The 26,512-nt window shown below is 68.3% G+C and carries 25 protein-coding genes; 14 read left to right on the top strand and 11 right to left on the bottom strand.

From position 1 onward, the window contains the following. The first annotated feature begins 24 nt into the window (after positions 1–24). The 3 genes from ACFU5M_RS03115 (at position 25) to bfr (ending at position 2,660) form a co-directional block, all read left to right on the top strand. Positions 25–1,734 (top strand): class I adenylate-forming enzyme family protein, encoded by a 1,710-nt coding sequence (locus ACFU5M_RS03115; protein WP_379042791.1) that lies wholly within the window; start codon positions 25–27, stop codon positions 1,732–1,734. A gap of 196 nt (positions 1,735–1,930) precedes the next feature. Then, positions 1,931–2,122: a bacterioferritin-associated ferredoxin gene (locus ACFU5M_RS03120; RefSeq protein ID WP_083888136.1), complete on the top strand. Its 192-nt coding sequence runs from the start codon at positions 1,931–1,933 to the stop codon at positions 2,120–2,122. A gap of 58 nt (positions 2,123–2,180) precedes the next feature. Further along, positions 2,181–2,660 (top strand): bacterioferritin, encoded by a 480-nt coding sequence (gene bfr / locus ACFU5M_RS03125; protein ID WP_040871768.1) that lies wholly within the window; start codon positions 2,181–2,183, stop codon positions 2,658–2,660. Positions 2,661–2,715: 55 nt separating this feature from the next. Here the strand turns inward: bfr and ACFU5M_RS03130 are convergent, their stop codons facing one another. The 5 genes from ACFU5M_RS03130 to ACFU5M_RS03150 are packed head-to-tail and all read right to left on the bottom strand — an operon-like array spanning position 2,716 to position 7,963. Next, positions 2,716–3,843, bottom strand: a complete 1,128-nt coding sequence (locus ACFU5M_RS03130; protein ID WP_379042795.1) for an acyl-CoA dehydrogenase family protein — start codon at positions 3,841–3,843, stop codon at positions 2,716–2,718. Beyond that, positions 3,843–5,039, bottom strand: a complete 1,197-nt coding sequence (locus ACFU5M_RS03135) for an acyl-CoA dehydrogenase family protein (protein ID WP_379042798.1) — start codon at positions 5,037–5,039, stop codon at positions 3,843–3,845. The genes ACFU5M_RS03130 and ACFU5M_RS03135 overlap by 1 nt, the downstream gene beginning before the upstream one ends. Then, on the bottom strand, positions 5,036–5,812 hold the full coding sequence (locus ACFU5M_RS03140) for an enoyl-CoA hydratase/isomerase family protein (protein WP_379042801.1): 777 nt from the start codon (positions 5,810–5,812) through the stop codon (positions 5,036–5,038). The genes ACFU5M_RS03135 and ACFU5M_RS03140 overlap by 4 nt, the downstream gene beginning before the upstream one ends. A gap of 4 nt (positions 5,813–5,816) precedes the next feature. After that, complete coding sequence (locus ACFU5M_RS03145; RefSeq protein WP_379042874.1) at positions 5,817–6,761, bottom strand: acyl-CoA dehydrogenase family protein; 945 nt, start codon at positions 6,759–6,761, stop codon at positions 5,817–5,819. 32 nt (positions 6,762–6,793) lie between these two features. Beyond that, positions 6,794–7,963, bottom strand: a complete 1,170-nt coding sequence (locus ACFU5M_RS03150) for an acyl-CoA dehydrogenase family protein (protein ID WP_379042804.1) — start codon at positions 7,961–7,963, stop codon at positions 6,794–6,796. Positions 7,964–8,084: 121 nt separating this feature from the next. Between ACFU5M_RS03150 and ACFU5M_RS03155 the strand changes: the two genes are divergently transcribed. From ACFU5M_RS03155 to ACFU5M_RS03190, 8 genes are all read left to right on the top strand, one after another. Next, positions 8,085–8,891: a FadR/GntR family transcriptional regulator gene (locus ACFU5M_RS03155; protein ID WP_379042807.1), complete on the top strand. Its 807-nt coding sequence runs from the start codon at positions 8,085–8,087 to the stop codon at positions 8,889–8,891. Positions 8,892–9,396: 505 nt separating this feature from the next. Then, the gene (locus tag ACFU5M_RS03160; protein ID WP_379042811.1) at positions 9,397–11,007 is read left to right on the top strand and encodes an SMP-30/gluconolactonase/LRE family protein; all 1,611 of its coding nucleotides are present in this window, start codon (positions 9,397–9,399) and stop codon (positions 11,005–11,007) included. 7 nt (positions 11,008–11,014) lie between these two features. After that, positions 11,015–11,875 (top strand): SDR family NAD(P)-dependent oxidoreductase, encoded by an 861-nt coding sequence (locus ACFU5M_RS03165; RefSeq protein ID WP_379042814.1) that lies wholly within the window; start codon positions 11,015–11,017, stop codon positions 11,873–11,875. 28 nt (positions 11,876–11,903) lie between these two features. Further along, positions 11,904–13,280: an SRPBCC family protein gene (locus ACFU5M_RS03170; RefSeq protein ID WP_379042817.1), complete on the top strand. Its 1,377-nt coding sequence runs from the start codon at positions 11,904–11,906 to the stop codon at positions 13,278–13,280. A gap of 59 nt (positions 13,281–13,339) precedes the next feature. Beyond that, positions 13,340–15,169 carry a flavin-containing monooxygenase gene (locus tag ACFU5M_RS03175; protein WP_379042820.1) on the top strand — a complete coding sequence of 610 codons (1,830 nt, stop codon included), beginning with the start codon at positions 13,340–13,342 and terminating at the stop codon, positions 15,167–15,169. Positions 15,170–15,241: 72 nt separating this feature from the next. Then, the gene (locus ACFU5M_RS03180) at positions 15,242–16,141 is read left to right on the top strand and encodes an SDR family NAD(P)-dependent oxidoreductase (RefSeq protein ID WP_379042877.1); all 900 of its coding nucleotides are present in this window, start codon (positions 15,242–15,244) and stop codon (positions 16,139–16,141) included. Continuing rightward, a complete protein-coding gene (locus tag ACFU5M_RS03185) occupies positions 16,131–17,837 on the top strand; it encodes a thiamine pyrophosphate-binding protein (RefSeq protein WP_379042822.1) in 1,707 nt (568 codons plus the stop codon). Before ACFU5M_RS03180 ends, ACFU5M_RS03185 begins: the two co-directional genes overlap by 11 nt. Positions 17,838–17,839: 2 nt before the next feature. Further along, the gene (locus ACFU5M_RS03190) at positions 17,840–19,276 is read left to right on the top strand and encodes an aldehyde dehydrogenase family protein (protein ID WP_379042825.1); all 1,437 of its coding nucleotides are present in this window, start codon (positions 17,840–17,842) and stop codon (positions 19,274–19,276) included. Positions 19,277–19,370: 94 nt separating this feature from the next. Here ACFU5M_RS03190 and ACFU5M_RS03195 read toward each other — a convergent pair whose 3' ends face one another. From ACFU5M_RS03195 to ACFU5M_RS03205, 3 genes are all read right to left on the bottom strand, one after another. After that, complete coding sequence (locus ACFU5M_RS03195; RefSeq protein ID WP_379042828.1) at positions 19,371–20,210, bottom strand: patatin-like phospholipase family protein; 840 nt, start codon at positions 20,208–20,210, stop codon at positions 19,371–19,373. Positions 20,211–20,667: 457 nt separating this feature from the next. Then, positions 20,668–20,994 carry a hypothetical protein gene (locus tag ACFU5M_RS03200; RefSeq protein ID WP_379042831.1) on the bottom strand — a complete coding sequence of 109 codons (327 nt, stop codon included), beginning with the start codon at positions 20,992–20,994 and terminating at the stop codon, positions 20,668–20,670. Between the two features lie 544 nt (positions 20,995–21,538). Beyond that, positions 21,539–21,964 carry a DUF4383 domain-containing protein gene (locus ACFU5M_RS03205; RefSeq protein ID WP_379042834.1) on the bottom strand — a complete coding sequence of 142 codons (426 nt, stop codon included), beginning with the start codon at positions 21,962–21,964 and terminating at the stop codon, positions 21,539–21,541. A 549-nt stretch (positions 21,965–22,513) separates the two neighbouring features. Between ACFU5M_RS03205 and ACFU5M_RS03210 the strand changes: the two genes are divergently transcribed. After that, positions 22,514–22,696: a hypothetical protein gene (locus tag ACFU5M_RS03210; RefSeq protein ID WP_379042837.1), complete on the top strand. Its 183-nt coding sequence runs from the start codon at positions 22,514–22,516 to the stop codon at positions 22,694–22,696. A 201-nt stretch (positions 22,697–22,897) separates the two neighbouring features. Here the strand turns inward: ACFU5M_RS03210 and ACFU5M_RS03215 are convergent, their stop codons facing one another. Beyond that, positions 22,898–23,203, bottom strand: a complete 306-nt coding sequence (locus tag ACFU5M_RS03215) for a hypothetical protein (protein WP_040871783.1) — start codon at positions 23,201–23,203, stop codon at positions 22,898–22,900. 172 nt (positions 23,204–23,375) lie between these two features. Next, on the bottom strand, positions 23,376–23,966 hold the full coding sequence (locus ACFU5M_RS03220; RefSeq protein ID WP_379042841.1) for an HdeD family acid-resistance protein: 591 nt from the start codon (positions 23,964–23,966) through the stop codon (positions 23,376–23,378). A gap of 212 nt (positions 23,967–24,178) precedes the next feature. Between ACFU5M_RS03220 and ACFU5M_RS03225 the strand changes: the two genes are divergently transcribed. After that, the gene (locus ACFU5M_RS03225) at positions 24,179–25,165 is read left to right on the top strand and encodes a glycosyltransferase family 9 protein (protein ID WP_379042844.1); all 987 of its coding nucleotides are present in this window, start codon (positions 24,179–24,181) and stop codon (positions 25,163–25,165) included. Positions 25,166–25,230: 65 nt separating this feature from the next. Here ACFU5M_RS03225 and ACFU5M_RS03230 read toward each other — a convergent pair whose 3' ends face one another. Then, a complete protein-coding gene (locus ACFU5M_RS03230; protein WP_379042847.1) occupies positions 25,231–25,551 on the bottom strand; it encodes an ArsR/SmtB family transcription factor in 321 nt (106 codons plus the stop codon). 185 nt (positions 25,552–25,736) lie between these two features. Between ACFU5M_RS03230 and ACFU5M_RS03235 the strand changes: the two genes are divergently transcribed. Further along, positions 25,737–26,453, top strand: a complete 717-nt coding sequence (locus ACFU5M_RS03235; RefSeq protein WP_379042850.1) for a M23 family metallopeptidase — start codon at positions 25,737–25,739, stop codon at positions 26,451–26,453. Positions 26,454–26,512 lie beyond the last annotated feature (59 nt).

The raw sequence follows: 26,512 nt of genomic DNA on the forward strand, positions 1-26,512 counted from the left end.
TCGGGAAGAACGGAAGAGGCCACGATGCCCACCGACATCAACGACGTCCTCGCGCCGGCCGCGGCGATCGCCTCCGGCCCGCCACTGTCCGACGAGCCGGGTCTCGGTCCGCTCACCTTGCCCGGCTTCCTGCGCGAAGTCACCGGGCGGTACGGCGGCCGAGAGGCGCTCGTCGCGCACACCGGTACCGGCGTCATCCGCTGGACCTATGCCGAGTTGTGGGAGCGCGCCACCGAGGTGGCACGGGCCCTGCGCGCATGCGGGATCGGCAAGGACAGCCGAGTGGGCGTGCTGATGACCAACCGGCCGGAGTGGCTCTCGGCCGTCTTCGGCGTATCACTGGCCGGCGGAGTGGCCGTCGCCCTCAGCACCTTCTCCAGCCCCACGGAGCTCGACCACCTGCTACGGCTGTCCGGTGTGTCGGTGCTGCTGTTCGAAAGGACCGTGGCGAACAAGGATTTCGCCGCCGTACTGACCGGGCTGGAACCCGCCATCAGGGCCGGGGCGCCGGGCGCGCTCGGCTCGACGGTCTACCCGTTCCTACGCCATCTCGCGATGGTCGGCGAGCCGATGCCCGGCGCAGCGATCGACTCCTGGCACACGTTTCTGGCCCGCGGGCACGCCGGAGCACCGGCACTGATCGAAGCCACAGCCGCTACCGTGCGGCCCAGCGACACCGCTGTGCTGTTCTTCTCGTCCGGAACGACCAGCGCGCCGAAGGGCATCCGCAGCGCGCACCGCGGCGTCGCCATCCAGATGTGGCGGTTCCGGCGCATGTTCGGGTTCGGCCCGGACGACCGTGTGCGCTGCTGGACCGCCAACGGCTTCTTCTGGTCGGGCAACTTCGGCCAAGCACTCGGCGCCACCCTGGCCGCGGGCGGCAGCCTGGTGCTGCAATCGACCTTCGACGCCGCCGAGGCGCTGGAGTTGATGCGCGCGGAGCGAGTGAACTTCCCGGTCGCGTGGCCGCACCAATGGGCGCAACTGGAAGGCGCGTCCAACTGGTCCACGACCGACCTGAGCTGCCTGCGCTTCGTGGACGTGAAGACTGCCGCGGCGCGGCACCCGCGCGTGTCGACCACTTGGACCGAGCCCGGGCACGCCTATGGCAACACCGAGACCTTCACCATCACCACATGCTTTCCGGCGGGCACACCCGAGGACGAAATCGCGGGCAGCAGCGGCAAGCCGTTGCCCGGCAACACCGTCAAGATCGTCGACCCGCTCACCGGGTCCGTGCTGGCGCGCGGTGAACGCGGCGAGATCTGCGTCAAAGGGCCCACGCTCATGCTCGGCTATCTCGGCACCGCGCTGGACGAGACGCTCGACTTCGACGGGTACTTCCATACCGGCGACGGCGGCTACCTCGATGACGCGGACCGGCTGTATTGGGAGGGGCGGCTGACCGACATCATCAAGACCGGCGGCGCGAACGTCTCCCCGCTGGAGGTCGACGAGGCGTTGATCCGATTCCCTGGCGTCAAGGTCGCGCGCACGGTCGGCGTACCGCACGAGACGCTCGGCGAGGTCGTGGTGGCCTGCGTGGTGCCCCACGCGGACACGACCGTGGACAGCGCGGCGGTCCGCGCGTTCCTGCGCGAGCGGCTCGCCAGCTACAAGGTGCCGCGGCATGTGCTGTTGTTCGCCGAGGCGGACATCACGCTCACCGGCAGCGCGAAGATCAAGTCCAGTGACCTGCGGCAGCTGGCAGCGAAACGACTGGCCGACGGCTAGCACCAGGGCCGGAGCCGGGGCGGCCCATCCAGCGTGATCAGCGCCGCGAGGACAGGATCCCGGTTGCCATCGCCCCAAACCGACACGGTGCGCACCGGGCTTCACACCGCCCCTCCCGCCTGCTATACATTAGGGGAGGCTTACCTCGTTAGTCGAGGCTAACCTCATGTATTGGTGACCCTGGCTGTGAGGCTTCATGTACGTGTGCATCTGTAACGCGCTGTCCGAAGGTGACGTGCACACCTGCGTCGCGGCCGGGGCCGACAGTGTCCGCCAAGTGAAGAACGCCTGCGGCTGGAAGCCCGGCTGCGGCAGTTGCACGGCGCGATTGGCCGAGGTGATCGGCCGCGCCCGCGCGACGACCGGAGCACAGCCCTCGGCCGCCTGATCCGACACACCAGGCGGTCTCTGCCGCGCTGCGCACATTTTGTGCCACGATCGCTGCTATGGACGGCGACAAGGACATCGTGGCGTTGCTCAACGAGCAGCTGACGGCCGAACTCACGGCGATCAACCAGTACTTCCTGCACGCCAAGATGCAGGAGAACTGGGGTTTCACCAAGCTGGCTCGGCACACTCGGCACGAATCGATCGACGAGATGAAGCATGCCGAGCTCCTCACCGACCGGATCCTCTTTCTGGAGGGCCTGCCGAACTACCAGAAGCTCAACCCGCTGCGCATCGGACAGAGCGTGCCGGAGCAACTGCGGGCCGACCTGCAGATCGAGTTGGAAGCGGTCGAACGGCTCCGCCGGGGCATCGAGTTGATGCGTTCACGCGGCGACGTGACCTCCGCTCGGATCTTCGAGCACATCCTCGAAGACGAGGAGCAGCACGTCGACTACCTGGAGACCGAACTCGATCTGGTGGAGAAGCTGGGCGAGCCGCTGTACCTCCAGCGCTTCACCGAGACTCCGGAGGACTGACTCGGCAGCCGGGGCGCGCGCGAACGGCCGGCCCGGCGGTACGCCACGGCACGCGCTACACCGAGGCGTACCGCCGGGCCAGCCGTTTCCGGTGCTCGGCCGGCGTACCGAAGAGAGAACGATCGAGCGTGGCCCGTTTGAGGTATGCGTGGATTCCGCTCTCCCAGGTGTAGCCCATACCGCCGTGTAGTTGCATGGCCTTGCCCGCCACCCGCACCGCCGTGTCGGTGCTGAACGCCTTGGCCATCGACGCCGCGGCGGCAGCGTCCGGCGCCGAGGTCACCTGGGCTCCGACAGCGGCCGCCACCAACTGCCGGGCCACCGCGACCTGCACCAGCATGTCCGCGCAGGCGTGTTTGACGACCTGGAACGAACCGATCGGGCGGCCGAACTGCTCGCGCACCTTCACGTAGCCGACGGTGGCCTCGAGCATCGCCTCGCTCAGTCCGAGGCTGTCGCAGGCCATAGCGACTGCTGCCCGGTCGTACAACCGCCGCAGGGCGCGCTCTCCGTCGCCGCGGAATCGCCACACCGACGCCTGCGCCACCGCGACGCCGTCCATGCTCACGCGCCCTAGACCTCGGGTCGCGTCGACCACCGGTCGCGCGGTGACGACTGTCCCCGGAGCACCGGGTTCGACCGCCGCTATGACGAGCTCGCCACCGGGATCGCGCGCGGGCACGAGCAGCCGGTCCGCGCCGGGCGCGTCGAGCACGAACTCGGCGCGACCGTGCAGACGCAGGCCGTCGTTACCGGGCACGAGCCGGAACGGTGATCCGACCGGCGTGAGATCAGCGTGCGCGTCGACCGCGCCGGCGGACTCGGCACCGACGCGCTCCTCCGCCGTGAGCGCGACAACCGGAACCACGGCGCCGGCGACGGTGCCGCGGAACAACTCGTCCCTCAGTGGATGAGGCTCCAGCAGGGCGAGCGCGCCGACGGCGAGCACCGCGACCGAAGGGTACGCACTGCGGGCGGCCGCTCGGCCCATTTCCCGGAGCACCACGGCGACCTCGGCGAAAGTGGCGTCGGCTCCGTCGAATTCGGCGGGCGCCTCCAGGCCGAGCCACCCGGATCGGGCGATCAGCGACCAGTCGACCGCCTGCTCGGCATCGGCTCTGCCGAGCAGGCCGCGCGCCACCGCGCGCAATTCGTCGTGGATCTCGGCGAATTCGTCGCTCATCATGTTCCCGCCGGTTCCCGAGGCAGGCCGAGTCCGCGCTCCGCGATGATGGTGCGCTGGATCTCGCTGGTCCCACCCGGAATGGTCCATTCCCAGGAGCCGACGAAGTCCAGCACCCAGGCGCCCGACTCCCAGCCGCCGGACATCGGTTTGCGCAGCATCGTGTGCGCGGCCACTCCCCCTACCTCGGTGCCGAAATCCGTCATCCGCTGCAACAGTTCGCTGTAGTACAGCTTGACGACGGAAGCGTCGGCCGGGCCCGCGACTCCCGCGTCGTGCCGCTCCACCAGGTCGCGGCACAATGCGCGCAATCCGGCGATCTCGATTTCCAGCGCGGCCAGCCGGTCGGCCACCACCGCGTCGTCGACCGGGCGCCGCCCACCGGGACCGGCACGCCCGCACGCTTCGACGAGCCATCGGAATCCGGCGTTGCCGAGCCGTTCGGCCAGTTCCAGCATGGTCAGCCCACGCTCGGCACCGAGCGTCTGCTGTGCCACCTGCCACCCCGCGTGCTCCGCGCCGACCAGCCCGTCCGCCGGGATTCGCACCTCGTCCAAGAAGATCTCGCAGAAGTGCGACTCACCGGTGGCCTGCCGGATCGGGCGCACCTCGATGCCGGGGCTGCGCATGTCCAGCAGGAAATAGGAGATCCCGCGCCGCTTGGGGGCGGCCGGGTCGGTGCGAGCCAGCAGCAGGCACCAGTCCGCGTATTGCGCACCGCTGGCCCACACCTTCTGTCCGGTCACGACGTAGCCGTCGCCGTCTCGGCGGGCACTGGTCTGCAATGCCGCCAGATCGGATCCGGCGCCGGGTTCGGAGAAACCCTGCACCCAGATCTCGCCGTCCAAGATCGCGGGGAGATGCCGTCGCCGCTGTTCGTCGGTTCCCGCCGCCAGCAACGTCGCGGCCGCGTGGTGAACGGCCACGAAGGCCAGCACCAGTCGCGGCGCGTCGTGGGCGGCGAGTTCCTGATACAGCACGATCTGTTCCGGGATGGACATGCCGCCGCCGTATTCGCGCGGCCAGTGCGGCACCGCGAATCCCGCGTGGCGCAGCCGCTGGAACCAATCGTGCTGGAAACGCCGGAATTCCGCGTCCGCGGGGCCGGTCTGCGACCGCCGCCAGTCGGCCGGTACCTGCCTGCGGCACCAGTCCCGGACCTCGCCGCGGAACTCGTCGAGGTCGTGCCCGGTCACCGCGCCCGCTGTCGCAACGCCAGCAGCCGTTCCCGGTGTTCCGGTGACCGCATGGTAACCACCTCGGCGGCGAAACCCGCCTGCATCGGACCGCCGAGCGCTTGGGACAGGTACATGTTCACGACCCGCTTCGTGCTGCGCAGCGCATCCGGCGGCAGGGCGGCCAGCCGGACGGCCAGTCTTTTTGCCTCGTCGAGCAATTCGTCCGCGGCGACGACGCGCGACGCCAGTCCGACCTCGACAGCCGTGGCGGCATCGATCCGGTCGCCGGTGTACAGGTATTCCCGCGTCCGCAGGATCGGGGTGAGCAGCGGCCAGAACGCGGCGCCGCCGTCCCCGGCGACGAGCCCGACGGCGACGTGCGGATCGGCCAGATAGGCGCGATCCGACATCAGCACGACATCACACAGCACCACGAGGCCGGCGCCCAGCCCCATCGCCGCACCGTTCACCGCGGCGATCACCGGCAGCGGAAAGCGCAGCATCTCCTCGATGATCTGGGCGCCTTCGCGGATGCTCTCGTCCCGCGCGACCGGGTCGTCCAGGAAAGAGGTGATCCAGTCCAGGTCGCCGCCCGCGCTGAAGGCCCGGCCTGCGCCGGTGAGGATCACGACCGCGGCCTCCCGGTCCGCGGCCAACTGCCGCCACACTTCGGCCAGCGCTCGGTGCAATTCGGCGTTCACCGCGTTGAGCTCGTCGGGGCGGTCGATGACGACGATACGGACCGGCCCTTCGCAGGCGACGGTCAGCACATCGGGCAGGTCGTAGCGCATGGCCTCACCCTTCCGGTAGATCGGAGAACAAACCGGTCAGGCTACGACGGCCGGCCAGCCGGGCCAGCCGACCCTCGGTAGCGACCAGGCCGAGCGGCAGCCGGCGCAACGGCAGGCTGTAGCGCGACAACCAGGACAGTGGCGACTCGTCGCAGAAACCGAGGGCGCCGTGCAGCTGGTGGGCTACGCGGAACACGGCCGCGGCCGCCTCCAGCGTCGCCGAACGCAGCGCCAGTGCGTCGATCAGCGCGTCCCCGCGATCGGCTTGAATGCTCCACAACGCGTAGCGAGCGAGCATGTCCACGCCGCGCCGCTCCACCTCGGCGTCGGTCAGCTGGAACTGCACCGATTGGAACTCGGCCAGCGGCTTGCCGAACTGTTCGCGGACCAGTACGTGCGCGCGGGCGAGTTCTACCGCGCGGTCGAGCATGCCGAGCAGGCTCCAGCACGGCAGCACCAGCGCCAGCGCCAGGTCGGTGGCGCCGTCGGCGTCCACCGGCGACACATCCAGTCGCGCCACGAAGGCCGACTCACGCGCGGACACTTCGGGCGGTCGCACCAGCACCACCGACCCGCGCGCACCGTCCAGGGTGACCGCCGCCCAGCGCAGGTCGAGATTCGCGACCGCCGCGGCGGGCTCGTCATCCGAGACCACCACCAACCCGTCGACGTCCAGGTCGACCGGGCGGGCCAGCCGCTCCGCGACCGGATAAGGCGTGGCCCAGTAGCCTGCGCTGCGGCACAGCGCCGCGGCCGCTTCCAGCTCGACCGGATCACGCCTCGGTTCCAGCTCCCAGGCGCCGAGTTCGCCCAGCACCGGCGCGACGAGCGCGCGCCGTGCGGGCTCGCGCTCGGCCCGCTGCACCAGTTCGTCGCCACCTGCCGCGCGCAAGGCGCGCAACGCCTGTTTGCCGTATTCCTGCGCCTCGGCACAGAGTTCGATGGTCATCGCCCGCCCGTCCGCCGGGAACGACGCGGCGGTCACGCGGCCTCCCCCGCCCGGCGGGGCGCGCTCAGCAATGAGCGCGCCAGCAGGATCTTCTGCATCTCGATACTGCCGGAGGCGACCGTCGCGGCATTCGCGTATCGCCAATGGTCGTCCACCGCGCGCCGGAACCGGCGCTGGTGCACCTCTTCGGAGCCCGCGAACGCGGCGAGTTCGGCCAGCACATCGGCGCTTTCCTGATCGAGCCGGGTCACCGCGATGCGATAGGCCGCGGCGTCGCCGGGCGCGACCCGTCCGGCGCTCTGCATCGCGATCACCTGGTAGGCCAGCAGCCGCGCCCGCCGCGCCCGGGTCAGCATGCGGGCCCAGCGGCCGCGCAGTTCGGCAGGCATTGTGTCCCACCGCGGGCCGAGAACGTCCGGCGCGGCCTGCAACAGCCGCTCACAGCGCGCATAGCGGGCGATGCCGACGCGTTCGAACGCCAGCACCTCCTGCACCACCGACCAGCCCTCGTCGATCCGACCGAGCACATCGGCTTCGGTCACGTGCACCCCGTCGAAGAAGACCTCGTTGAGATGGTGCGGACCGAGCATGGACCGGATCGGCCGGACCTCGATCCCCGGACCTGACATCGGCACCAGGAACACGGTGAGCCCTTGCTGTTTCCGCGCCCGGGTCGCGGTACGCGCGAGCAGGAAGCACCATTGCGCCATGGTGGCGTAGGAGGTCCAGATCTTCTGGCCGGAGATGCGCCAGCCGTCGCCGTCGCGGCGAGCGCTGGTCCGCAAGGAGGCCAGATCGGACCCGGAGTCCGGCTCGCTGAACCCCTGGCACCAGATCGCCTCACCGCGCGCGATCGGCGGCAGATGTTTGCGTTGCTGTTCGGCCGTACCGTGGCGCATGATCGTCGGGCCCACCCAGTTGACGCCCATGTACTGCGCCCCGCGCGGCTCGTGGTGCGCCCACATCTCCTCGCGGACCACGGTCTGCTCCCACACCGAGGCGCCACGGCCACCGAACTCCGCAGGCCAGGCCGCGCACAGCAAGCCTCGCTCGGCCAGCACCCGGCAGAAACGCTGAGCGACAGCCAGATCGGCCGGATCGTCGGTGAACGCGCCGAGATAGTCGGCGGGGACCTCTTCGGCAATCAGCCGCCGTAGTTCACCCCGGAGGCGGGTGGCGGCCTCACCCATAGTGAAGTCCATGTGGCGCACAGTACTTCAATCCTCATAAGGATAGCAATATTTGTATGGTCATCTCGCGGTGACTACACTGCCGCCATGACGGAAAGGCGTGCCGGGTGAGGAGCAACGAGGGGCGGACGGCATGACAGCCGCCAAGCGCGGCCGTGTCCCGCAGCGTCGCATCGCGGAAACCGTCGCCTCCGAACTGCGCACCCGCATCCTGGCCGGCGACGAGAACTATCGGCTCCCCACCCAGGATCAGCTGGTCCAGGACTTCGGGGTGAGCTACCCCTCGATCCGCGAAGCGCTGCGCATCTTGGAGACCGAGGGCCTGGTCACCGTACGCCGGGGCAATGTCGGCGGCGCCGAGGTGCACCGGCCCGACGAGACGTCGGCGGCGTATCACCTCGGCCTCGCCCTGCAAGGCGCGCGCGTCACCCTCGGCGACCTCGCCGCAGGGCTGCGAACGCTGGAACCGCTGTGCGCTGCCGCCTGCGCCGAGCGACCCGACCGCGACGAGACCGTCGTCCCCGCACTGACAGAGAACGTCGAGAAGTCGGCCGAACTCATCGGCGACGGCGTGGCCTTCACCCATACCGCTCGCGAATTCCACGACATCATCGTCTCGTTCACCCCGAACCTGACCATCCGCTATGTCGTCAGCACGCTGGTCACCCTGTGGTCGGCACAGGAAGAGGCCTGGGCGGAGGCGCTGACCCGGCGCGGGGAATACCCGTCCGAGGCCGAGGCCACCGAAGCCGTGCGCACACACCGCCGCATCACCCGGGAGATCGCGGAGGGGCGGGCCGCCGAAGCCGAACGCCTGTACCGCACCCACCTCGCCGCGACTCAGACGCTCGTCCTGCAGCGCTTCGACAACGGCGTGGTGAACGCTACGTCCACCGGTGCGCGGATGGCGATCCAGTCCGGCCTCCGCTCGCAGATCTGAGCCCACCGACCCGCCACGTCCCCGCCCGTCACGCAGGCCGCTCGAGCCCGAGCGGCCTGTTGCTCGTTGCTCCGCACAGTTCGCGCGCGTACGATAATGCCGTTTCCACAATGTGAAATCGGGGTGCACAACGGGCTGCCGCCGCACAGCCGACGACTGGATTCCACTCGTCTACAGCAAACCCACTGGCAGGGCCAAGTCCCTCAGTTCGATGCCGCCCTCGATTGGAATCGTTGCACTGAAGGCCATCAGCGCTGATAAATGACCAATTCGGCCACAGCGGCGCAGATCCGGGGCCGCCACACCGACATTCACCTCCGACGCTCGGCAACCGCAGCGAGAACCTACTCAAAGGTAGGTAATCCTTCAAGTATTGCTATCCTTACGATGATTGAAGTAGCGTGGCCCACGACACATGGCCCGCCGCACGTAGGGGCCGAATTCCCGTCCCCCGGCGCCGCCGGGCCGGGCTGTGCCAGACCTCGGATATCGACTTTCTCATCGCATGGGAGGCCCCGCCTTGACTCGAGGGGCGCGCTACAGCACCACCACACCGATAACCCTCGCCGAGGGGTGGAACGTTCAACGGCTCACCCCGCCGAGCCGACTGTTCGGTGCGAACGGTCTGCGAACAGGTGCCGACGGCCGGATCTACGTGGCCCAGGTAGCCGGTAGCCAGATCAGTGCACTCGACGTCGCCACCGGCGACCTCGAGACCATCAGCGCCAAGGGCAGCGACATCATCGCCCCCGACGACCTGGCCTTCGATCACGAGGGCAATCTGATCGCCACCGAGTACATGGACGCACGAGTCAGCATGCGCGGCGCCGACGGCCGCAGCCGCGTGATCCGCGATGATCTACCGGGCGCCAACGGCATCACGGTGCACAATGGCCGGTTGTTCGTCAACGAGTGCCGGCTCGGCGGGCGCCTCATGGAACTGCCGCTGGACGGCAGCGCGCCGCGCATCCTGCAAGACAACTTGCCGATGCCCAATGCCATGGAAGTCGGACCTGACGGGCTCCTCTACTACCCGGTCATGGGAACCAACGACATCTGGCGCATCGATCCCGACGGAGGCGCGCCCGAACGAGTCGTGGGTGATCTCGGCGTGCCCGACTCGGTCAAATTCGACTCCGCGGGCTTCATCGTCTCCACCCAGGTGCAGACCGGCGAGGTGCTGCGGATCGATCCGCGCACCGGTGACCGTCAGGTGCTGGCGATCCTGGACCCGGGCCTGGACAACTGCACCTTCGTCGGCAACCGGCTGTTCGTCTCGAATTTCTCCGGCGAGATCACCGAGATCCTCACCGGCGGCACAACCCGGTCCGTTCTGGAAGGCGGCCTGCTGTGGCCGCTGGACCTGACCGTCGGCCACGACGGCAATCTCTACGTCGCCGACGGCACCTTCTTCTACGTTTTGCGCGACGGCGGACTGCACACGGTCGCATCACTTTTCAGCGCGGGAAATCCCGGCTATGTGCGCGGCGTCAGTGCTGTCGGCCCGGGCGAGTTCCTGTGCGCCACCTCCACCGGGCAGATCTCGTATTTCCGCCCCGGCTCGGATGGCGAACCCGAGATCCTGGCCGATGGGTTCGATCAGCTCTACGGTGTGGCGGCAACCGCGGACAGGTCGATCGTGGCCGCGGAACTCGGCGCGGGCCGGGTGCTGTCGGTCCGATCCGGCCAGGTCGAAGTGCTGGCCACCGGGCTCGACGCCCCGATGGGCGTCGCATTCGGCCCGGACGGCACCCCCCTGGTCTCCGAATCCGGGGCCGGACGGATCGTCTCGATCAGCGATGCGGGTGTCGACACGGTGGTGGACGGACTGGACACGCCGCAGGGAATTCTGGTGCGCGGCAGCCGATTACTCATCCTCGACGTCGGCCTCAAAGCGCTGATCGAAGTCGATCTCGAGACCAACGCGCGGCAGACGCTCGCCGCCGACCTTCCGGTCGGCGCACCGCCCGGCGTGCTCGCCAAACCACTGCGTGGGACTCCGCCGTTCTCCGGACCCATGGGCCCGTTCGCCGGCCTCGCCGCCGGATCGGACGGAACGATCTATCTGTCCGCCGACGCCGAGGGCAGTGTGCTGGCACTGCGCGGAAAGGCTTGACCCGACGATGACCATCGACGACCGCGCACACGACTTCTTCGGACTGACCGGACGCGTCGTCATCGTCGCGGGAGCGGGCGGTGGCGGTATCGGCACCGCGGTGACCCGCCTGATCGCGCGGGCGGGCGCCACCGTGATCGGAGTGAGCCGCTCGCGGGAAAACCTCGCCGAGCACGTCGAACCGCTTGCGACGGAAGGTCTTTCCGTGCTCTCCGTCGCGGCCGATGTCGGTACCGAGGAGGGTGTCGCGACCGTCCTGGAGCACGCCCGCTCGGCCCCCGGCGAGCTGCACGGACTGGTGAATGTGGCGGGCGGCGCCGCGGTGCACACCTGGATGCCCGCAACCCGGGTGACTCGGGAGGACTGGCGCGCGTTGTTCGCGCAGAACCTGGAGACGATGTTCTTCATGAGCCAGGCGGTGGCCGCGGAGCTGAAATCGCAAGGCAGGCCCGGTTCGCTGGTGTCGCTCTCCTCGATCAGCGGCATGAACACTGCGCCGTTCCACATCGCCTACGGCACCGCGAAGGCGGCACTGGTGGCGGCAACCCGCACTTTGGCGGTGGAGCTGGCCCAGGACGGCATCCGGGTGAACGCCATCGCGCCGGGTGTCACCGAGACACCGGCCTCCGGCACCTATGTCGACGACGATCCCGAACGGGACCGCCGTGCCATCGCCATGGGCAGACGCGGGCGACCGGAGGAGCAGGCGGGACCGATCCTGTTTCTGCTGTCGGATCTGTCGACCTACGTCACGGGCCAGACCCTGCTCGTCGACGGCGGCCTGAACCTCAGGTGGACCCATCTCGGCGAGGACCACACCTCGCTGTTCCTCAGGGACGAAAACTTCCGCGCATCGATCACGCGCTGACGCACTCGAGTACGACCAGGAGCATGTCATGAGCGAAACGACAACCGGGGCGACGAGTTCCGCGACTGCCGAACCGCTGTCGGCGCCGATGACGATCGGCGTCGAGGCGTACATCTCCGAGAAGTACGCCCGCGCCGAGGGCGACAAACTCTGGGCCAAGGTGTGGCAGCAGGTCGAACGAGTCGAGGAGATTCCCCGGGTCGGCGACTTCCTCACCTACGAGATCCTCGACGATTCGATCGTCGTGGTGCGCACCGCGCCGGACACCATCCGGGCCTACCACAACGTGTGCGCGCACCGCGGCCGCAAACTGATCGACACCCCGGACGGCGCGCACGACGCCCGCGGCAGCCGCAAGCAGTTCGTCTGCGGGTTTCACGGGTGGCGTTACGACTTGGAGGGCCGCAACACCTTCGCCGCCGAACGCGAGGATTGGACCTGCGGCCTCACCGAGCGCAACGACGGGCTGAACCAGGTGCACGTCGACACTTGGGGCGGCTGGATCTGGATCAACATGGACCCGGACGCGCAACCGCTCCGAGCGTATCTGGAGCCCGCCGCCAGTCTGCTCGAACACTTCGAACTGGAGAACATGCGCTACCGCTGGCGGCGGTGGCTGACCTTCGACTGCAACTGGAAGGTCGCCTTCGAGGCGTTCATGGAGACCTATCACGTGCCCTACACCCACCCGGAGTTCATGAACTTCGGCACCTTCCTCGGATGGTCGCGGGCGCAGGGCAAGCACAGCAACATCGGCTACGACGCCCCCAAAGGCATGGAGGAGAACCAGGCCAAGGTGCGCGTCGGCAGCGGGCCCGACGCGCGCGTCTCCACCGCCACGCTCCAGAACTTCACCTGGGAGAACGCCAACACCAACACCACCCGCACGCTGGTCGACGTCGCAAACCGGCTGGTCGACGAACTGCCCGAGGGCACACCGGCCAACGAAGTGCTGCGCTACTGGCTCGACACCGCGCGGTCGGAGGACGAGGCGCGCGGGGTGGTCTGGCCGAAGGTCGATCCCGACATCGTCGCCCAGGCGGGTACCGCGTGGCAGATCTTTCCCAACTTCCAGATCGGCCACGCGCTGAACAACATGCTGTGCTACCGATTCCGGCCCTACGGGTACGACCCGGACAAGTGCATCTTCGAAGCCGCCGTGTTCGAACTCTTCCCACCCGGCGAGGAGCCGCGGACCGCTTGGGAGTACACCCCTGTCGGCGATCCCGGCTGGCGGACCGTCCTACCGCAAGACTTCGCCAATATGGCCGCTGTCCAGCAGGGCATGAAGAGCCGGGGCTTCTCCGGGCCGAAACCCAATCCCTATCGCGAACGCAGCGTGGTGAATCTGCACCACAACCTCGCCCGATACATGGGTACCGGCGAACCACGCGATCTGACCTGACGAGCCGGACCCGCCGGTCCACCGCCTCCGACCCCGAGTTAGAGATCCAGGAAATCCGAATGCAAGAGTGCAAGCCCACGGTTACGCCCGATGTCGATCGGGATGCCCTCCGCGTGAAATATCTCGCCGAACGCGACAAGCGCCTGCGGCCCGAGGGCCAGAAGCAGTACCTGCTGACCGAGGGTGAATTCGCGGATTACTACGAAGAAGATCCGTACACGCCGGTCGAGCCGCGCGACGAGATCACCGACGAGATCGAGGTGGCGATCCTCGGTGGCGGATTCGCGGGTCTCATCACCGCGCACCGGTTGCGGCAGGCCGGCGTGGACGACTTCCGGATCATCGAATTGGGTGGCGACTTCGGCGGGGTCTGGTACTGGAATCGCTACCCCGGCATTCAGGTCGACTCGGACAGCTACTGCTATCTACCGTTGCTCGAAGAGACCGGCTACATGCCGAAAGAGAAGTTCTCCTTCGGTGACGAGTGCTACGAACACGCCCAGCGCATCGGCAAGCACTTCGGCCTCTACGAGAAGGCGATCTTCCACACCCTGATCCGGTCGCTGGAGTGGGACGAGCAGATCGAGCGATGGCGGATCGCGACCAACCGGGGCGACGACATCCGCGCCCGATTCATCGTGATGTGCCAGGGGCCGTACAACCGGCCGAAGCTGCCCGGCATCCCCGGCATCAGCCAGTTCCAGGGTCACACTTTCCACACCGCGCGCTGGGATTACACGTACACCGGCGGCACGCTGAAGGGCGGGTTGGACAAGCTCGCCGACAAGAAGGTCGCCATCATCGGCACCGGTGCCAGTGGCATCGGGACGATCCCACACCTGGCCGAAGGCGCCGGACACCTGTACGTGTTCCAGCGCACGCCGTCCTACATCTTCGAGCGCGGGAACACGGCGACCGATCCCGCATGGGTGAACTCGCTGCGGCCGGGCTGGCGGGAGGAGCGGCAGCGTAACTTCCACAACGCCGCCTACGCGTTCTACTCCCCCGGTGAGCCGGATCTGATCTGTGACGGCTGGACCGAGGTCGCCCGTAATGTGGCCGCCCATTTGGATGCCACCGGCGGCTGGGCCGAACTGGCGACGAATCCGCTGAAGGTCATGGAGCTCAAAGAGGCCGAGGACTACCGTGCGATGGAGCGTGTGCGCCGCCGCGTCGACGAGATCGTGGCGGACGAGGCGACGGCCCAGGCGCTCAAGCCGTACTACCGGCACCTGTGCAAACGACCGGGCTTCAGTGACAACTATCTGCAGGCGTTCAACCGCCCGAACGTCACGCTCATCGATGTCTCGCACACCAAGGGCGTGGAGCGCATCACGGAGAAGGGCATCGTCGCGCACGGTGTCGAATACGAAGTCGACTGCGTCGTCTTCGCCAGCGGCTTCGAGATCAGCAGTGACATCGACCGAAGGCTCGCCATCCAGCCGTTCGCCGGGCGCGGCGGCCGGTCGCTGTACGAGCACTGGAACGACGGATTCCGCACCTTGCACGGGATCATGTCGCACGGCTTCCCGAACCACTTCGCCACCGGGTTCGTCCAGGGCGGGGTGACCGCGTCCACCACGCGGATGTTCGAGCAGCAGGCCGATCACATCGCCTACATCATCAAGGAGGCCTCGGTCCGGAAGGCCACCACGGTGGAGCCCAGCGCGGAGGCCGAGGAAGCGTGGATCGCGATCATCCGGGCGAATTCGTTCGACAACAGCAACTTCGTCCGCGAATGCACCCCCGGTTATTACAACAGCGAGGGCGAACCGAACGGCCGGTCGTTCCTCGGTGATCCCTTCTGGGGCGGGTTCTACGTGCTCGAGGACCTGCTGCGGGACTGGCGCGAAACCGGCCGGTTGGAGGGTCTCGTCCTGGGTGGATGACGAGTTCCCGACCATCGCGACGCACCTGTGAGAGGACCGAGCACCTTGCCAGAACTCAGATTCGACGATCGCGTGGCCGTGATCACCGGCGCCGGGAGGGGATTGGGCCGCGCGTATGCACTGCTGCTCGCCTCGAAGGGGGCCAAAGTGGTGGTCAACGACCTCGGCAGCAGTGTGCGCGGCGACAGCGTCGAGGCCCATCCGGCCGCGGAGGTGGTCGCCGAGATCGAGGCGGCCGGCGGCACCGCCGTCGTCTGCACCGAGTCGGTGGCCACGGCCGAGGGCGGGCGCGCGATCATCGACGCGGCGCTCGACCACTACGGCCGCCTCGACATCCTCGTGCACAACGCGGGCAACGTCCGTTACGGTTCGCTGCGGGAACTGAGCTACGAGGATTTCGACGCGGTGCTCGACGTGCACCTGCGTGGCGCGTTCCACGTCGTCCGGCCGGCCTTCCCGGTCATGGCCGACGCGGGCTACGGCCGCGTGGTGCTCACCTCGTCCATCGGCGGGCTGTACGGCAACAAGGGCGTTGCCAACTACGCCGTGTCGAAGGCGGGCATGATCGGCCTGTCGAACGTGATCGCGTTGGAGGGAGCCGAATTCGGCATCCTGGGCAACGTCATCGTGCCCGCCGCGGTGACCAGACTGGCCGACGGACTCGACACCTCGTCCTACCCGCCCATGGGACCGGAACTGACGGCGCCGACCGTCGGCTGGCTCGCTCATGAATCCTGCTCGATCACCGGCGAAATGCTGGTCTCGGTCGCCGGACGAGTGGCGCGGGCCTACATCGCCGAAACCCCTGGGGTCTACCGCCCCTCGTGGACGGTCGAAGAGATCGGCGAGCAGATCGACGCTATCCGCGATACGGCCGGCTCCTGGGTTCTGCCTGCCGTCCCCGCGGGGCACAGCGATCACATCAGGAAGAGTTTCGAGCTAGCCACGGAGGCAGGACAGCATGCCCGTTAAGGTGTACGAACGTATCCTTCAGCTCTTCGAAGCCGAGGGCATCAACACGATATTCGGCATTCCGGATCCGAATTTCGTGCACATGTTCCACCTGGCCGAGGAACGCGGCTGGAACGTCGTCGCGCCGCACCACGAGGAATCCGCCGGTTTCATGGCCGAGGCGGTGTCGCGGATGACCGGTAAGGCCGCGGTGTGCATCGGCACCCTCGGGCCGGGCGTCGCCAACCTGGCGGGTGCGATGATGTGCGCGAAGGTCGAGAACTCGCCGGTGATCTTCCTCGGTGGGCAACGCGCTCGGATCACCGAGCAGCGGGTGCGGCGCGGGCGCATCCAGTTCGTCAAGCAGGCCGAGCTCTTCGCGCCGTCGGTGAAATACAGCGCCAGCATCGAATACGCCGACCAGACCGATGAGATCATCCGTGAGGGCTTGCGCCGGGCGCTCACCGGAACCCCCGGCCCGGTCTATATCGAGTGGCCGAAGCACATCATCCAAGAGGAACTCGACGTACCGGAACCATTGCCGCCCAGCCGGTATCGACTCGTCGGGCAGACCGCGGGCCAGGACCGGATCGAGGAAGCGGCGCGACTGGTCCGCGCCGCGCGGCAGCCGGTGCTGCTCGTCGGCCATGGCGTGCACACCGCGCGCGCCGGCGAGTCGGTGCGCGCGCTCGCCGAGCTCATGGCCTGCCCTATCATCCAAACCTCAGGCGGCACTTCGTATATCGAGGGACTCGAGGAGCGCACCTTCGCTTACGGCTTCTCACCGTCATCCATCGACGCGGTGGTGAAATCGGATCTGTGCCTGGCGATCGGCACCGAGCTCGGCGAGCCCGTCCACTACGGCGTCGGGCGGCACTGGGTGGCAGGCGAGGCGAATCGCCAATGGATTCTGGTGGAACAGAATCCGGAAGCCATCGGGGTCAACCGCCCGATCGATGTGCCGCTCGTCGGCGACCTGCGCGCGATCGTCCCGCAGCTGGTCGAGGCGCTGAAGAACACTCCACGCACGCCGTCGCCCGAGCTGGGTGGCTGGATCGAGCAGGACGCATCCAGGCTCGCCGAATTGGCCGAAACAGCCCCGTCCGGACAGTCTCCGGTGCATCCCGCGCGACTGATCGTCGAGGCGACCACGGTGTTCCCCTCCGACGGCATCATGGTCCGAGACGGCGGCGCCACCACGATCTTCGGCTGGACCTACTCTCAGGCCAAGCCGCACGACGTGATCTGGAACCAGAACTTCGGGCACCTCGGCACCGGGCTGCCCTACGCCGTCGGCGCCTCGGTGGCCGAGGGAAGGAAGCGCCCGGTCATGCTGGTCACCGGCGATTCGTCGTTCCTGTTCCACATCGGTGAGCTGGAGACCGCGGCGCGGCTGAACCTCCCGCTGGTCTGCGTGGTGGCGGTCGACTACGCGTGGGGTCTCGAAGTCGGGGTCTACAAGGGCCTTTTCGGGCCCGGGTCGCTGGAGACGGGTACGCACTGGAGCACCGACACCCGCCTGGACAAGGTCGCCGCGGGCTTCGGCTGCTACGGCGAATACGTCGAGCGCGACGAAGACATCGCCCCCGCCATCAAACGGGCGTACGCCAGCGGCAAACCAGGCGTCATCCACGTGGCCGTCGATCCGAAGGCGAACTCGGAGGAGATGCCGAGTTACGACGAGTTCCGCACCTGGTACGCGGAAGGGACACAGTAGTCATGCGCGAGTATTCCCAGTTCTACATCGGCGGCGCCTGGGTCGAGCCGGCCGAAGCGCGGTCCTTCGAAGTCGTGAACCCGGCAACCGAGCAGGTGTGCGGCGTCGTCGCCGACGGCTCGGCCGCCGACGTGGATCGGGCGGTCGCGGCCGCGCGAGCGGCTTTCCCCGCCTGGTCTGCTACCTCGGTGAACGAGCGGGCCGAGTTGCTGCGCGCTATCGGCGCGGAATACGGCAAGCGCGCGAGCGACCTCGCCGCGGCGCTGACCGAGGAGATGGGCGCGCCGAACGGGTTGGCGGGTGGCTTCCAGGTCGACCTCGGGGCCGGGCACCTGACGACCGCCATCGAGATCCTGGAGAACTTCGCCTTCGAAGAACAGCGCGGTGCCACGCTGATCGTCAAGGAGCCCATCGGCGTCTGCGGCTTGATCACGCCGTGGAACTGGCCGATGAGCCTGATCGCCGTGAAGGTCTTCCCGGCCCTGGCCACCGGCTGCACCACGGTGCTCAAGCCGTCGGAGCGCTCGCCGTTCACCGGGCAGATATTCGCCGAGATCCTCGACGCCGCCGGTGTTCCCGCGGGCGTGTTCAACCTCGTCCAAGGGGACGGTCCCGGTGTCGGAGTACCGCTGTCGTCGCATCCGGACGTGGATCTGATCTCCTTCACCGGCTCCACTCGCGCGGGCATCGAGATCGCGCGCAATGCCGCGCCCAGCGTCAAGCGAGTCACCCAGGAGCTGGGCGGCAAGAGCGCCAACATCGTGCTCGACGACGCGGACTTCGCGGCCAATGTAGCGGCCGCGATCGGCCCGATGATGATGAACTCCGGCCAGACCTGCAGCGCGCTGTCGCGCATGCTGGTCCCCCGCACCCGGATGGACGAGGCGATCGATACCGCCCGCCGGATCGCCGCCCAGCTCACCGTGGGCGACCCCACCGGGGACGTGGCGCTGGGCCCGGTGGTATCCGGATCACAGTTCGACAAGATCCAGGCGCTCATCCAGAAGGGCATCGATGAGGGAGCCACAGTGGTGATCGGCGGGACCGGCCGACCCGACGGGCTCACCAAGGGCTACTACGTGAAGCCCACCGTCTTCGCGCGCGTCACCAACGACATGACCATAGCCCGCGAAGAGATCTTCGGCCCGGTCCTGGCCATCCTCGGCTACGACAGCATCGACCACGCCGTCGAGATCGCCAACGACACCGAGTACGGGCTCGCGGGCAACGTCGCGGGCGCCGATCTGGACTGCGCGCGGTCGGTAGCTCGCCGCATCCGGGCGGGCTGGATCACCATCAACGACGCGTTCGACTTCCACGCGCCCTTCGGCGGCTACCGCAAAAGCGGAAACGGCCGCGAATGGGGCGAATTCGGGTTCCAAGACTACCTGGAAATCAAAGGCATCCTCGGGTACGCGCCCGACGAAGCCGGGGCATAGCGGAGTGCCGCTGGCGGCAGGCACACCAGGAGTCCGAACCATATCGCGGCGGGCCGCCGTGCCGACCGCTCGCGGCGGCGGGTACGTGCCCCGGTCAGGGGTTCGGCCAGACGTCTTTCAGTCGCAGCGCCGCCTCGGCGGATTGGCGCACACCGGCCGCATGCGCGGGGGCCAGCGCGGCCGGGTCGAACACGTCGAGTCCGAACGCGGCGATGGCATCGTCGTCGGGAACTATGGAAACCTCTGTGGCCGAGCTCAATTCGCGGTCGCTCGAGCTGCGCGGGAACATGTGCGCCAACGGTTCGACGATCACCACCACATCCGCGCCCGCGGCCAGGTCCGCGTTGACCGGTGAGCGCAAGCCGCCGTCGATGTAGTGGCGGCCGTCGATCGGGATCGGGGGGAAGACACCCGGCACCGCGGTGCTGGACGCCAGCGCCGCGGGCAACGACGCCTCGCCGTCTCTGGTCCACGCGCGCAACTCGCCGGTGGTGATGTCGATCGCGGTGATCACGAGGTCGCGCGCGGGCCACTGCGCCACACCGGCCAGCTCGCCCATGCGCGCGATGTGCAGGTCCGGATCGCCCACCTGCGCGGCCAGCGCCAGCTCACCCGCCCGGCGGCGCGCCTGGACGGGATCCTGTCCGGGGGCGCGCAGGACGGCGAATATCTCCGCCATTCGCGCCGGATCCGCCGGTACCGGCGCCGATGTCGACGGTGGCCGCAACAAGCGCGCCGGATCACCGCCGTCGGCCAGGATCGCGCCGACTACCGCCCCGGCCGAGGTGCCCACGAACCGTTCCGCCAGGGACAGATCGATCCCCCTGTCCCGCAGCCCGGTAGCCAATCCCGCCAACCACGCGAGGCCGACCGGACCACCGCCGCCCAGCACGAGCGCGACCGACGATCCGTTGCGTGACAGCGTCTCCGACATACCGGCCAGCCTATCCACCCCGATCGAAACGACCGCCGACATCCGCCCGCGCCGATCGGCACCCGCCCTCCGCACTCAGCGGTGCGAGATCTCCGCGGAGGCTCTTCTCATCGGAACTGATCGTCCGGGCGAGCTTTCCATCAGCGTCGAGTTGCTCGCCGGTGGACAAGCGGACGGCGATCGACGCTCAGCGGGCAGGCTCGGCGAATATCTCGACAGACCCAGCGGAATCGCGCATCTTCGACGCGCGGAGACCGGTCTCATGCTCCGACCCCGCCTGACCGAACTCGGCCTGGCGGCCGGATCACCCCGACGACTACGATGCGGGCCGCCGGTGGCGCAGCCGGGAAGCTCACATCATCGGCACCCACCGATCTGCGACCACGTCGAGTCGCAGATCGGATCACTTTCGGCGCAGGCCTGGACGTCGACTGAGGACCTCCCGGCGCCGGACGATCTATGCCCAGATCCGCGACAGGGCCGAACGGGAGTACGTCTGCTGCGGCGTGACCGTGATCAGGTCGCACACCTCGACCAGTTCACCCGGTACGACGTTGCCGAAGTGCTGCAACCCCGGTGCGATGACCGCGTCGACGCCGAAGTTCCGTGCGGCCTCGACCAGGCGATCGACCGGTGCGTCGGTACCGGCGCCGAAGGTCACGGTCTTGCACAACTCGTAACCCAAACGCTTTGCCAGACTGCGCATCTGCGCTTCGTCCCAATCCTGGGACACACCCGAGACGTCCTTACGGAGATATCCCAGCGCGGGTGGCTTGGCCCTCATCGGTACTCCCTCGGCGCGGTCGTTGCTGAAGTGGTCGAAGCGCCTGCACTCCCATAGCTCGAGCGGCGTCGGCGCATCGAGGTACAGGCTGAGCAAGGTATTGACATCATATGTTGTCTACAGCAGCTGATGTCAACATGTGCGGCGTGCGACGAGTTCAACTTTTTTCCCGGGCCGGACATCGCCTGCGCCGAGCGTACCGCCGTCGACACGGCGGCGCCGGGTCCGCGAACGGGCGCTGAGATCCGTTGGCCCGGTGGCAATTTCCCAGCACCCCGCGCGACATCGCGCCAACTGGAACGATCACGCTTGTGTACCGAAGTCGGCACGCTCTGCCGCCAGCGGCCGTCCCGGTGCGGGCGGCTCGATCGGGCGCGGCGAGCTGGTGCACGACGTAGCGAAAGCCTTCATACCGAACCTGCGCCGAAACCCCGGCCGGAGATCGCCGGGCCCGCAATCCGCTCGAAGAGGTGTACGCGCCTCAGCCCGTCGGCTCGGCGCCCGGAACCGACACGGCCGCCTGTGGCCGCCTACGCCGGATGCCCTACTCCAGAATCCCGGACTGTCCGCCCGCTCCTGGTGCTTGGGCCGCCGGCCGCCGCGCCAAGAGCAATCCCAGCGCGATCATGCCGGCACCCAGCGCGAAGTGCAGCCAGTTGTCCGCCGTGTCGAGCGGCACGAAGTTGGCATCGCTGTCGGGATTCACGAGGAGTCCATACAGCCACAGGATCAGATAGACGACACCGCCGCCGATGAGGTACGCGCGCGCCGATGCGGCGGTCCGGGCGGCCAGCACTCCGGCGACTCCGAAAGCCAGATGGACCACGTTGTGCAGCACGGACACGTTGAACAGCCCGAGCAACTGCGCCTGGGAGTGATGTCCCGCCCAGTCGAGTTCGCTGTAGTCGGTAGTGATCCCCGGTATGAATCCGAGGATGCCGACCAGTAGGAATACCGCTCCTACCGCCATGGCGGCGACCTGAAGAGGAGACCGCCGATCAGTTGTCGCGCCTGGTGTGGAAGTAGACATCGCCGAGCCGACCCTTTCCGCTGGATAGTGGGTGACCTTCGTCCCCCGTGCTACCCCAGCGGAGAGTGGGCAAACGGGCAGCCTGCCCACTATTCGGCGCGCCGTGGACCGGTCTCCGGCCTCCAACGACGGAACGACCCAGCGGACCCGGGCGGGCACAGTCGCCGAGCCGACATCCGCGCAGCGCAGCGAGCGGGTGCGACACGGATCGGCCGAGACCCGGCCCACACCCCGGAACCCCGGCGGCGCACCGTGATCCTCGTCTCCTCCGCCGGCTACACCGGAGCCGTGCCGCAGGAGGAACCGGCGTCCGCGCTGGTGCAACGGGCGGTGGCGACATCGATGGCGTCTTCGGCCGCAGCCCGCGGCGGCCGCGGTCGACTCGCTTGTGCCACTCGCTCGGGCGATACTGGGGACGACTCGAAAAGAACTGTCCGCCTTGGTAAGCCGATGCAGTCTGTCAACCGGATGGGTGATGCCCAGGAGGCAATGACAGTGTTGGTGTGGTGCGTTGTGGCGATGATCGTCGTCGTTCTATTGGGCGCGGCGGCAACGGCGATGGTGTGGGATCCGCGCGGCCGTCGCCGAGCGGCTGCGACCGCGCCGATTCCGGCGCCGACGGCCGTGGAGTCCGCGGTGGCGTGCGCCGCCGATTGGCCGCGCACGCGCTGAACGGAACTTGGCGCTGATCCGGGAGCCCGGATCAGCGCGTCCGCACGGTTCGGGCGATCAGACGGCGCGACGACGTTCGCGCGGCCGGATCGAACCAGCGGGAAACGGCCGAGGCGGTCTCCGCCACCCGCACCGGCGAATCGCATCGCTCGCCCATGCGGCGGTGTCGACGCACGCCTCGGCCGCCACCTCGGTCACTCGTCAGCTGACGGAGACGCTGCCACCTTTGGGCAGATATCCGATCTTCTCCACCGGCAGCTCGCCGACCACGGAGCCGGTGCAGTCCCGGCCGGAGTACAGCGTTACGGCACGATCGGTGCTGTTGACGACGGTGATCTGGAACGTGGTGTAGAAGGTGCCGTCGGTGTTCAGGCAGCCCACCGGATCCGCGTGCAGCTCACCGTTGATCGACAGCGTTCCGACCGCGGCCTGCGCCGTCCCCGCCGACAGCATGGCCGCGGCCCCCGCGAGGGCCAGCGCACCGACAAACCCAGCAGTACGAATCATTCGTGCCTCCAGTTCTTTTCGATGTCGACCAACCCCGAAGCCGACGTCTGTGAAAATGCGCCTGTGATTCTGTCACGAGTTCCAGCCGGACGGAACCGTGCTGGTCGAGGCGCCGGAGACACGGCATCGCCCGGCCGGGCGCCGGTAGCACTCGGCCGAGCGGTTTCCGTGATCAGGCGGCGGTGTGTGCGGCGCCCAGCGCCGCGGCGTCCTTGCGAACCCCGAACGCCACGATGATTTCCATGATGCCGAGAATGATCAGCCACACCCCCGCCAAGACGGCCAGCGTGGCCACCGATCGCGCCGGCCAGACGATCAGTACGACACCGGCGGCCGCGGTCACGACGCCGAAGAACACCTGCCACCAGCGCCCCGGCATCCCGGGTTCGGAGATCGCGCCGACCAGCAGCGCGATCCCGCGAAACAGCCAGCCGATGCCGATCCACAATGCCAGCAGCAGGATCGAGGCCAATTCATCGCGGAAGCAGAAGACGCCGACCACGATGGACAGCAGACCGATGATGAACGACAGCACCCGCAGACCGGCGCCACCGGGCGCGCCGAAGGCCGCGATGAGCTGCAGGAAACCGGTGACCACGAGGTAGACGCCGAAAATGATGCCCGCCGCCCGCAGGGTGATGCCCGGCCAGGCCAGGATCAGGATGCCGAGGATCACCGCCAGAATGCCGGTGAGCAGAATGGTTTGCCACGCACGGCGGGCAAGAGACTGCAGGGGACCCTCTACCACGCTGTTTGTCGTCATACCTCGATGCTATAGCTCAGTCCCATGCGTTCACTGGTCATTTGCTGCGCGGGCCGCGCAGCGCTTGTTCGGCCGGTACCGCGGCGTTGCCCGGAGTTCACGTTTCGCAGCGCGGGCGGTCGGGTAGTCATCACTGAGTGACTCTTCGTTGGCGCCCCTGGGGTGAACGGGTGGGTCGGGGTTCGTGAGACTCGGGTGGCTAGGAGAAGAGGGTGGCGGTTCTGCTCGTGTTGCAGGCGCGTGGGCTGGGTGATCTACTCACCGCGGTCCCGGCTCTCCGTGCACTGCGCCGGGCCGAACCGCACGATCGCATCGTCTTGGCGGCACCGCAACGACTGAAGCCGATCGTCGATCTGATCGCCTCGGTCGACGCACTGGTGCCCACCGCCGATCCGAGCAGCCTCCGATGGGACGCGCCTCCCCCCGAGTTGGCGGTCAACCTGCACGGTGCGAGCACCGAGAGCATCGTCGCACTGTCCAAGACCCGGCCCGGACGCATCCTCTCCTTTCGCAATGCCGCGTTCCCCGAGCTGTCCGGCCCGGAGTGGGAACCCGACATGCACGAGGTGGACCGCTGGTGTCATCTGCTGGAATTCGGCGGCGTCCGAGCGGATCGCCGCAATCTCGGACTGGTTCCACCGGTGTCGACCACCAGCCGCCGCGACTGCGTGGTCGTACACGTCGGTGCGGGCGCACCGGCCCGCCGCTGGCCGCCGGACCGTTTCGCCGCGGTTGTCCGGCACCTGCTGATGCTCGGGCGCGAAGTGGTCCTCACCGGTGACGAGGACGAACGCCAGCTCGCGCTCGGCATTGCCGCGCGGGCCGGGCTGCCCGCCGGCCGGGTTCTCGCCGGCGAACAGAACCTCATCGATCTCGCCGCCACCGTCGCCGAGGCCGCCCTGGTGATCTGCGGGGACACCGGAGTCGCACACCTGGCCACGGCATTCGGCACCCGCACCGTCCTGCTGTTCGGGCCCACTCCGCCACGGTGGGCCGGTCCCCCCGCGCACCTGCTCGGCCGGCACGCCGTGCTGTGGACCGGCCACATCGGAGACCCGGATGCCGACTCCCCCGACCCGGGTCTGCTGCAGATCGATGTCACCGAAGTGATCAACGCCGTCGACAAGCAGCTGAACAAGCGCAACTGGCCCGGCACGGGCTCCGACCGTCGGAAGGCGGCGTATCGACGCGTCGGCTGACCGGCATCGCGCCGCCGTCTCCACGCCATCCGGCTGACGACGCTCGCGGCGCCCGCATCTTGCGGTCAGGCGTTCGCCGTCGCGGCGCTCCTGAGCGCCGCGGAATAGGAAGCGAGCGCACTCGGCCAGAACTGCTCGAGGTAGTCGCGGGCGTCGGCGAGGCCGCGCGGGTCCAGGGAGTACAGCCGCCGGTTGCCTTCCGGCCGCATCATGACCAACCGCGCGTCGCGCAGCACACGCAGGTGCTGGGAGACCGCCGAACTGGACACACCGACTTCACACGCGAGTTCACCGACCGAACGCGCGGCCTGCGGCAAGGCCTCGAAGATCGCGCGGCGCGTCGGGTCCGCCAGGGCCGTCAAGGCACGAACTCCATTAGTCGCCACTCACACAGTGTGGGCGCGTGACGTTTCGCCGGTCAAATGCTGGGAAGGGCGACGTATCCCCAGCTCAACCATGCAACTACGGCGTGTCGTTACCATGCCGTGACCATCTACCTGGGCTTTTATCGCCCCGTGATGGTTGCCACAAGCTTGCTGACCGGCGCGGCGACTACCGTACGTTCGACGCCATGCCCGTGACCTTTCCGTTACCGATCCGTCGCGGCGTGACCCGATTGCGCCGTGACCGCACCGCCACCCGAGTGGTCGCCGCCTCCGCGGTCGTCACCGCCTCGTTCGGCATCCTCGCCGCAGCACAACAGGACCCGGACACCGACGCCTCCGCCCGTCTCGTCGCCGGGAAGATCGCCTCGGGCGAGATTCGCCCGGCCGAGAGCACAGCTCAGTTCGCGCTCTTCACCCCGCCCGACATCCCGGCGCCGCAGGCCGCGCCCGCGCCCGAATCCTGGGATCCGAACCTCGTCGCGCAAGATTTCACCCGCCCGAAGACCGTCCGCCCCACAGCCGGCGTGCTCACCTCGAATTTCGGCGCTCGCTGGGGCGCTATGCACGCGGGCCTGGACTTCGGTGACCCGCTCGGGGCGCCGATCGCCGCGGTCACCGACGGCGTCGTGGTCGAGGCCGGCCCCGCCTCCGGCTTCGGTCTGTGGGTGCGCGTGCAACAGGACGACGGCACCGTCGGCGTCTACGGCCACGTCAACGACATCCTCGTCGATGTCGGTCAGCCGGTCCGCGCGGGCGACGTCATCGCGACGGTCGGCAACCGGGGCTACTCGACCGGCCCGCACCTGCACTACGAAGTCCATCTGCCCGACGGCGTGAAGATCGATCCGCAGCCCTGGCTGGCCGAGCGCGGCATCGACGTCGGGCACGCCCCCGAGGACTGATCCCGATCCTTCTCGCGGGACATGGGGGCTCGCGAATGAACCCGGCGACAGTGCCGTCG

It is taken from the genome of Nocardia sp. NPDC057455, from assembly GCF_042802775.1.
In the GTDB taxonomy this organism is placed as follows: Bacteria; Actinomycetota; Actinomycetes; order Mycobacteriales; family Mycobacteriaceae; genus Nocardia.

Coding starts and splice junctions, on each gene's coding strand:
- ACFU5M_RS03165 (WP_379042814.1), top strand. CDS start 11,015: ATGACCATCGACGACCGCGCACACGACTTCTTCGGACTGACCGGACGC.
- ACFU5M_RS03170 (WP_379042817.1), top strand. CDS start 11,904: ATGAGCGAAACGACAACCGGGGCGACGAGTTCCGCGACTGCCGAACCG.
- ACFU5M_RS03155 (WP_379042807.1), top strand. CDS start 8,085: ATGACAGCCGCCAAGCGCGGCCGTGTCCCGCAGCGTCGCATCGCGGAA.
- ACFU5M_RS03210 (WP_379042837.1), top strand. CDS start 22,514: ATGACAGTGTTGGTGTGGTGCGTTGTGGCGATGATCGTCGTCGTTCTA.
- ACFU5M_RS03115 (WP_379042791.1), top strand. CDS start 25: ATGCCCACCGACATCAACGACGTCCTCGCGCCGGCCGCGGCGATCGCC.
- ACFU5M_RS03190 (WP_379042825.1), top strand. CDS start 17,840: ATGCGCGAGTATTCCCAGTTCTACATCGGCGGCGCCTGGGTCGAGCCG.
- ACFU5M_RS03150 (WP_379042804.1), bottom strand. CDS start 7,963: ATGGACTTCACTATGGGTGAGGCCGCCACCCGCCTCCGGGGTGAACTA.
- bfr (WP_040871768.1), top strand. CDS start 2,181: ATGGACGGCGACAAGGACATCGTGGCGTTGCTCAACGAGCAGCTGACG.
- ACFU5M_RS03160 (WP_379042811.1), top strand. CDS start 9,397: ATGGGAGGCCCCGCCTTGACTCGAGGGGCGCGCTACAGCACCACCACA.
- ACFU5M_RS03185 (WP_379042822.1), top strand. CDS start 16,131: ATGCCCGTTAAGGTGTACGAACGTATCCTTCAGCTCTTCGAAGCCGAG.
- ACFU5M_RS03235 (WP_379042850.1), top strand. CDS start 25,737: ATGCCCGTGACCTTTCCGTTACCGATCCGTCGCGGCGTGACCCGATTG.
- ACFU5M_RS03200 (WP_379042831.1), bottom strand. CDS start 20,994: ATGAGGGCCAAGCCACCCGCGCTGGGATATCTCCGTAAGGACGTCTCG.
- ACFU5M_RS03140 (WP_379042801.1), bottom strand. CDS start 5,812: ATGCGCTACGACCTGCCCGATGTGCTGACCGTCGCCTGCGAAGGGCCG.
- ACFU5M_RS03205 (WP_379042834.1), bottom strand. CDS start 21,964: ATGGCGGTAGGAGCGGTATTCCTACTGGTCGGCATCCTCGGATTCATA.
- ACFU5M_RS03220 (WP_379042841.1), bottom strand. CDS start 23,966: ATGACGACAAACAGCGTGGTAGAGGGTCCCCTGCAGTCTCTTGCCCGC.
- ACFU5M_RS03215 (WP_040871783.1), bottom strand. CDS start 23,203: ATGATTCGTACTGCTGGGTTTGTCGGTGCGCTGGCCCTCGCGGGGGCC.
- ACFU5M_RS03195 (WP_379042828.1), bottom strand. CDS start 20,210: ATGTCGGAGACGCTGTCACGCAACGGATCGTCGGTCGCGCTCGTGCTG.
- ACFU5M_RS03130 (WP_379042795.1), bottom strand. CDS start 3,843: ATGAGCGACGAATTCGCCGAGATCCACGACGAATTGCGCGCGGTGGCG.
- ACFU5M_RS03120 (WP_083888136.1), top strand. CDS start 1,931: ATGTACGTGTGCATCTGTAACGCGCTGTCCGAAGGTGACGTGCACACC.
- ACFU5M_RS03145 (WP_379042874.1), bottom strand. CDS start 6,761: ATGACCATCGAACTCTGTGCCGAGGCGCAGGAATACGGCAAACAGGCG.
- ACFU5M_RS03175 (WP_379042820.1), top strand. CDS start 13,340: ATGCAAGAGTGCAAGCCCACGGTTACGCCCGATGTCGATCGGGATGCC.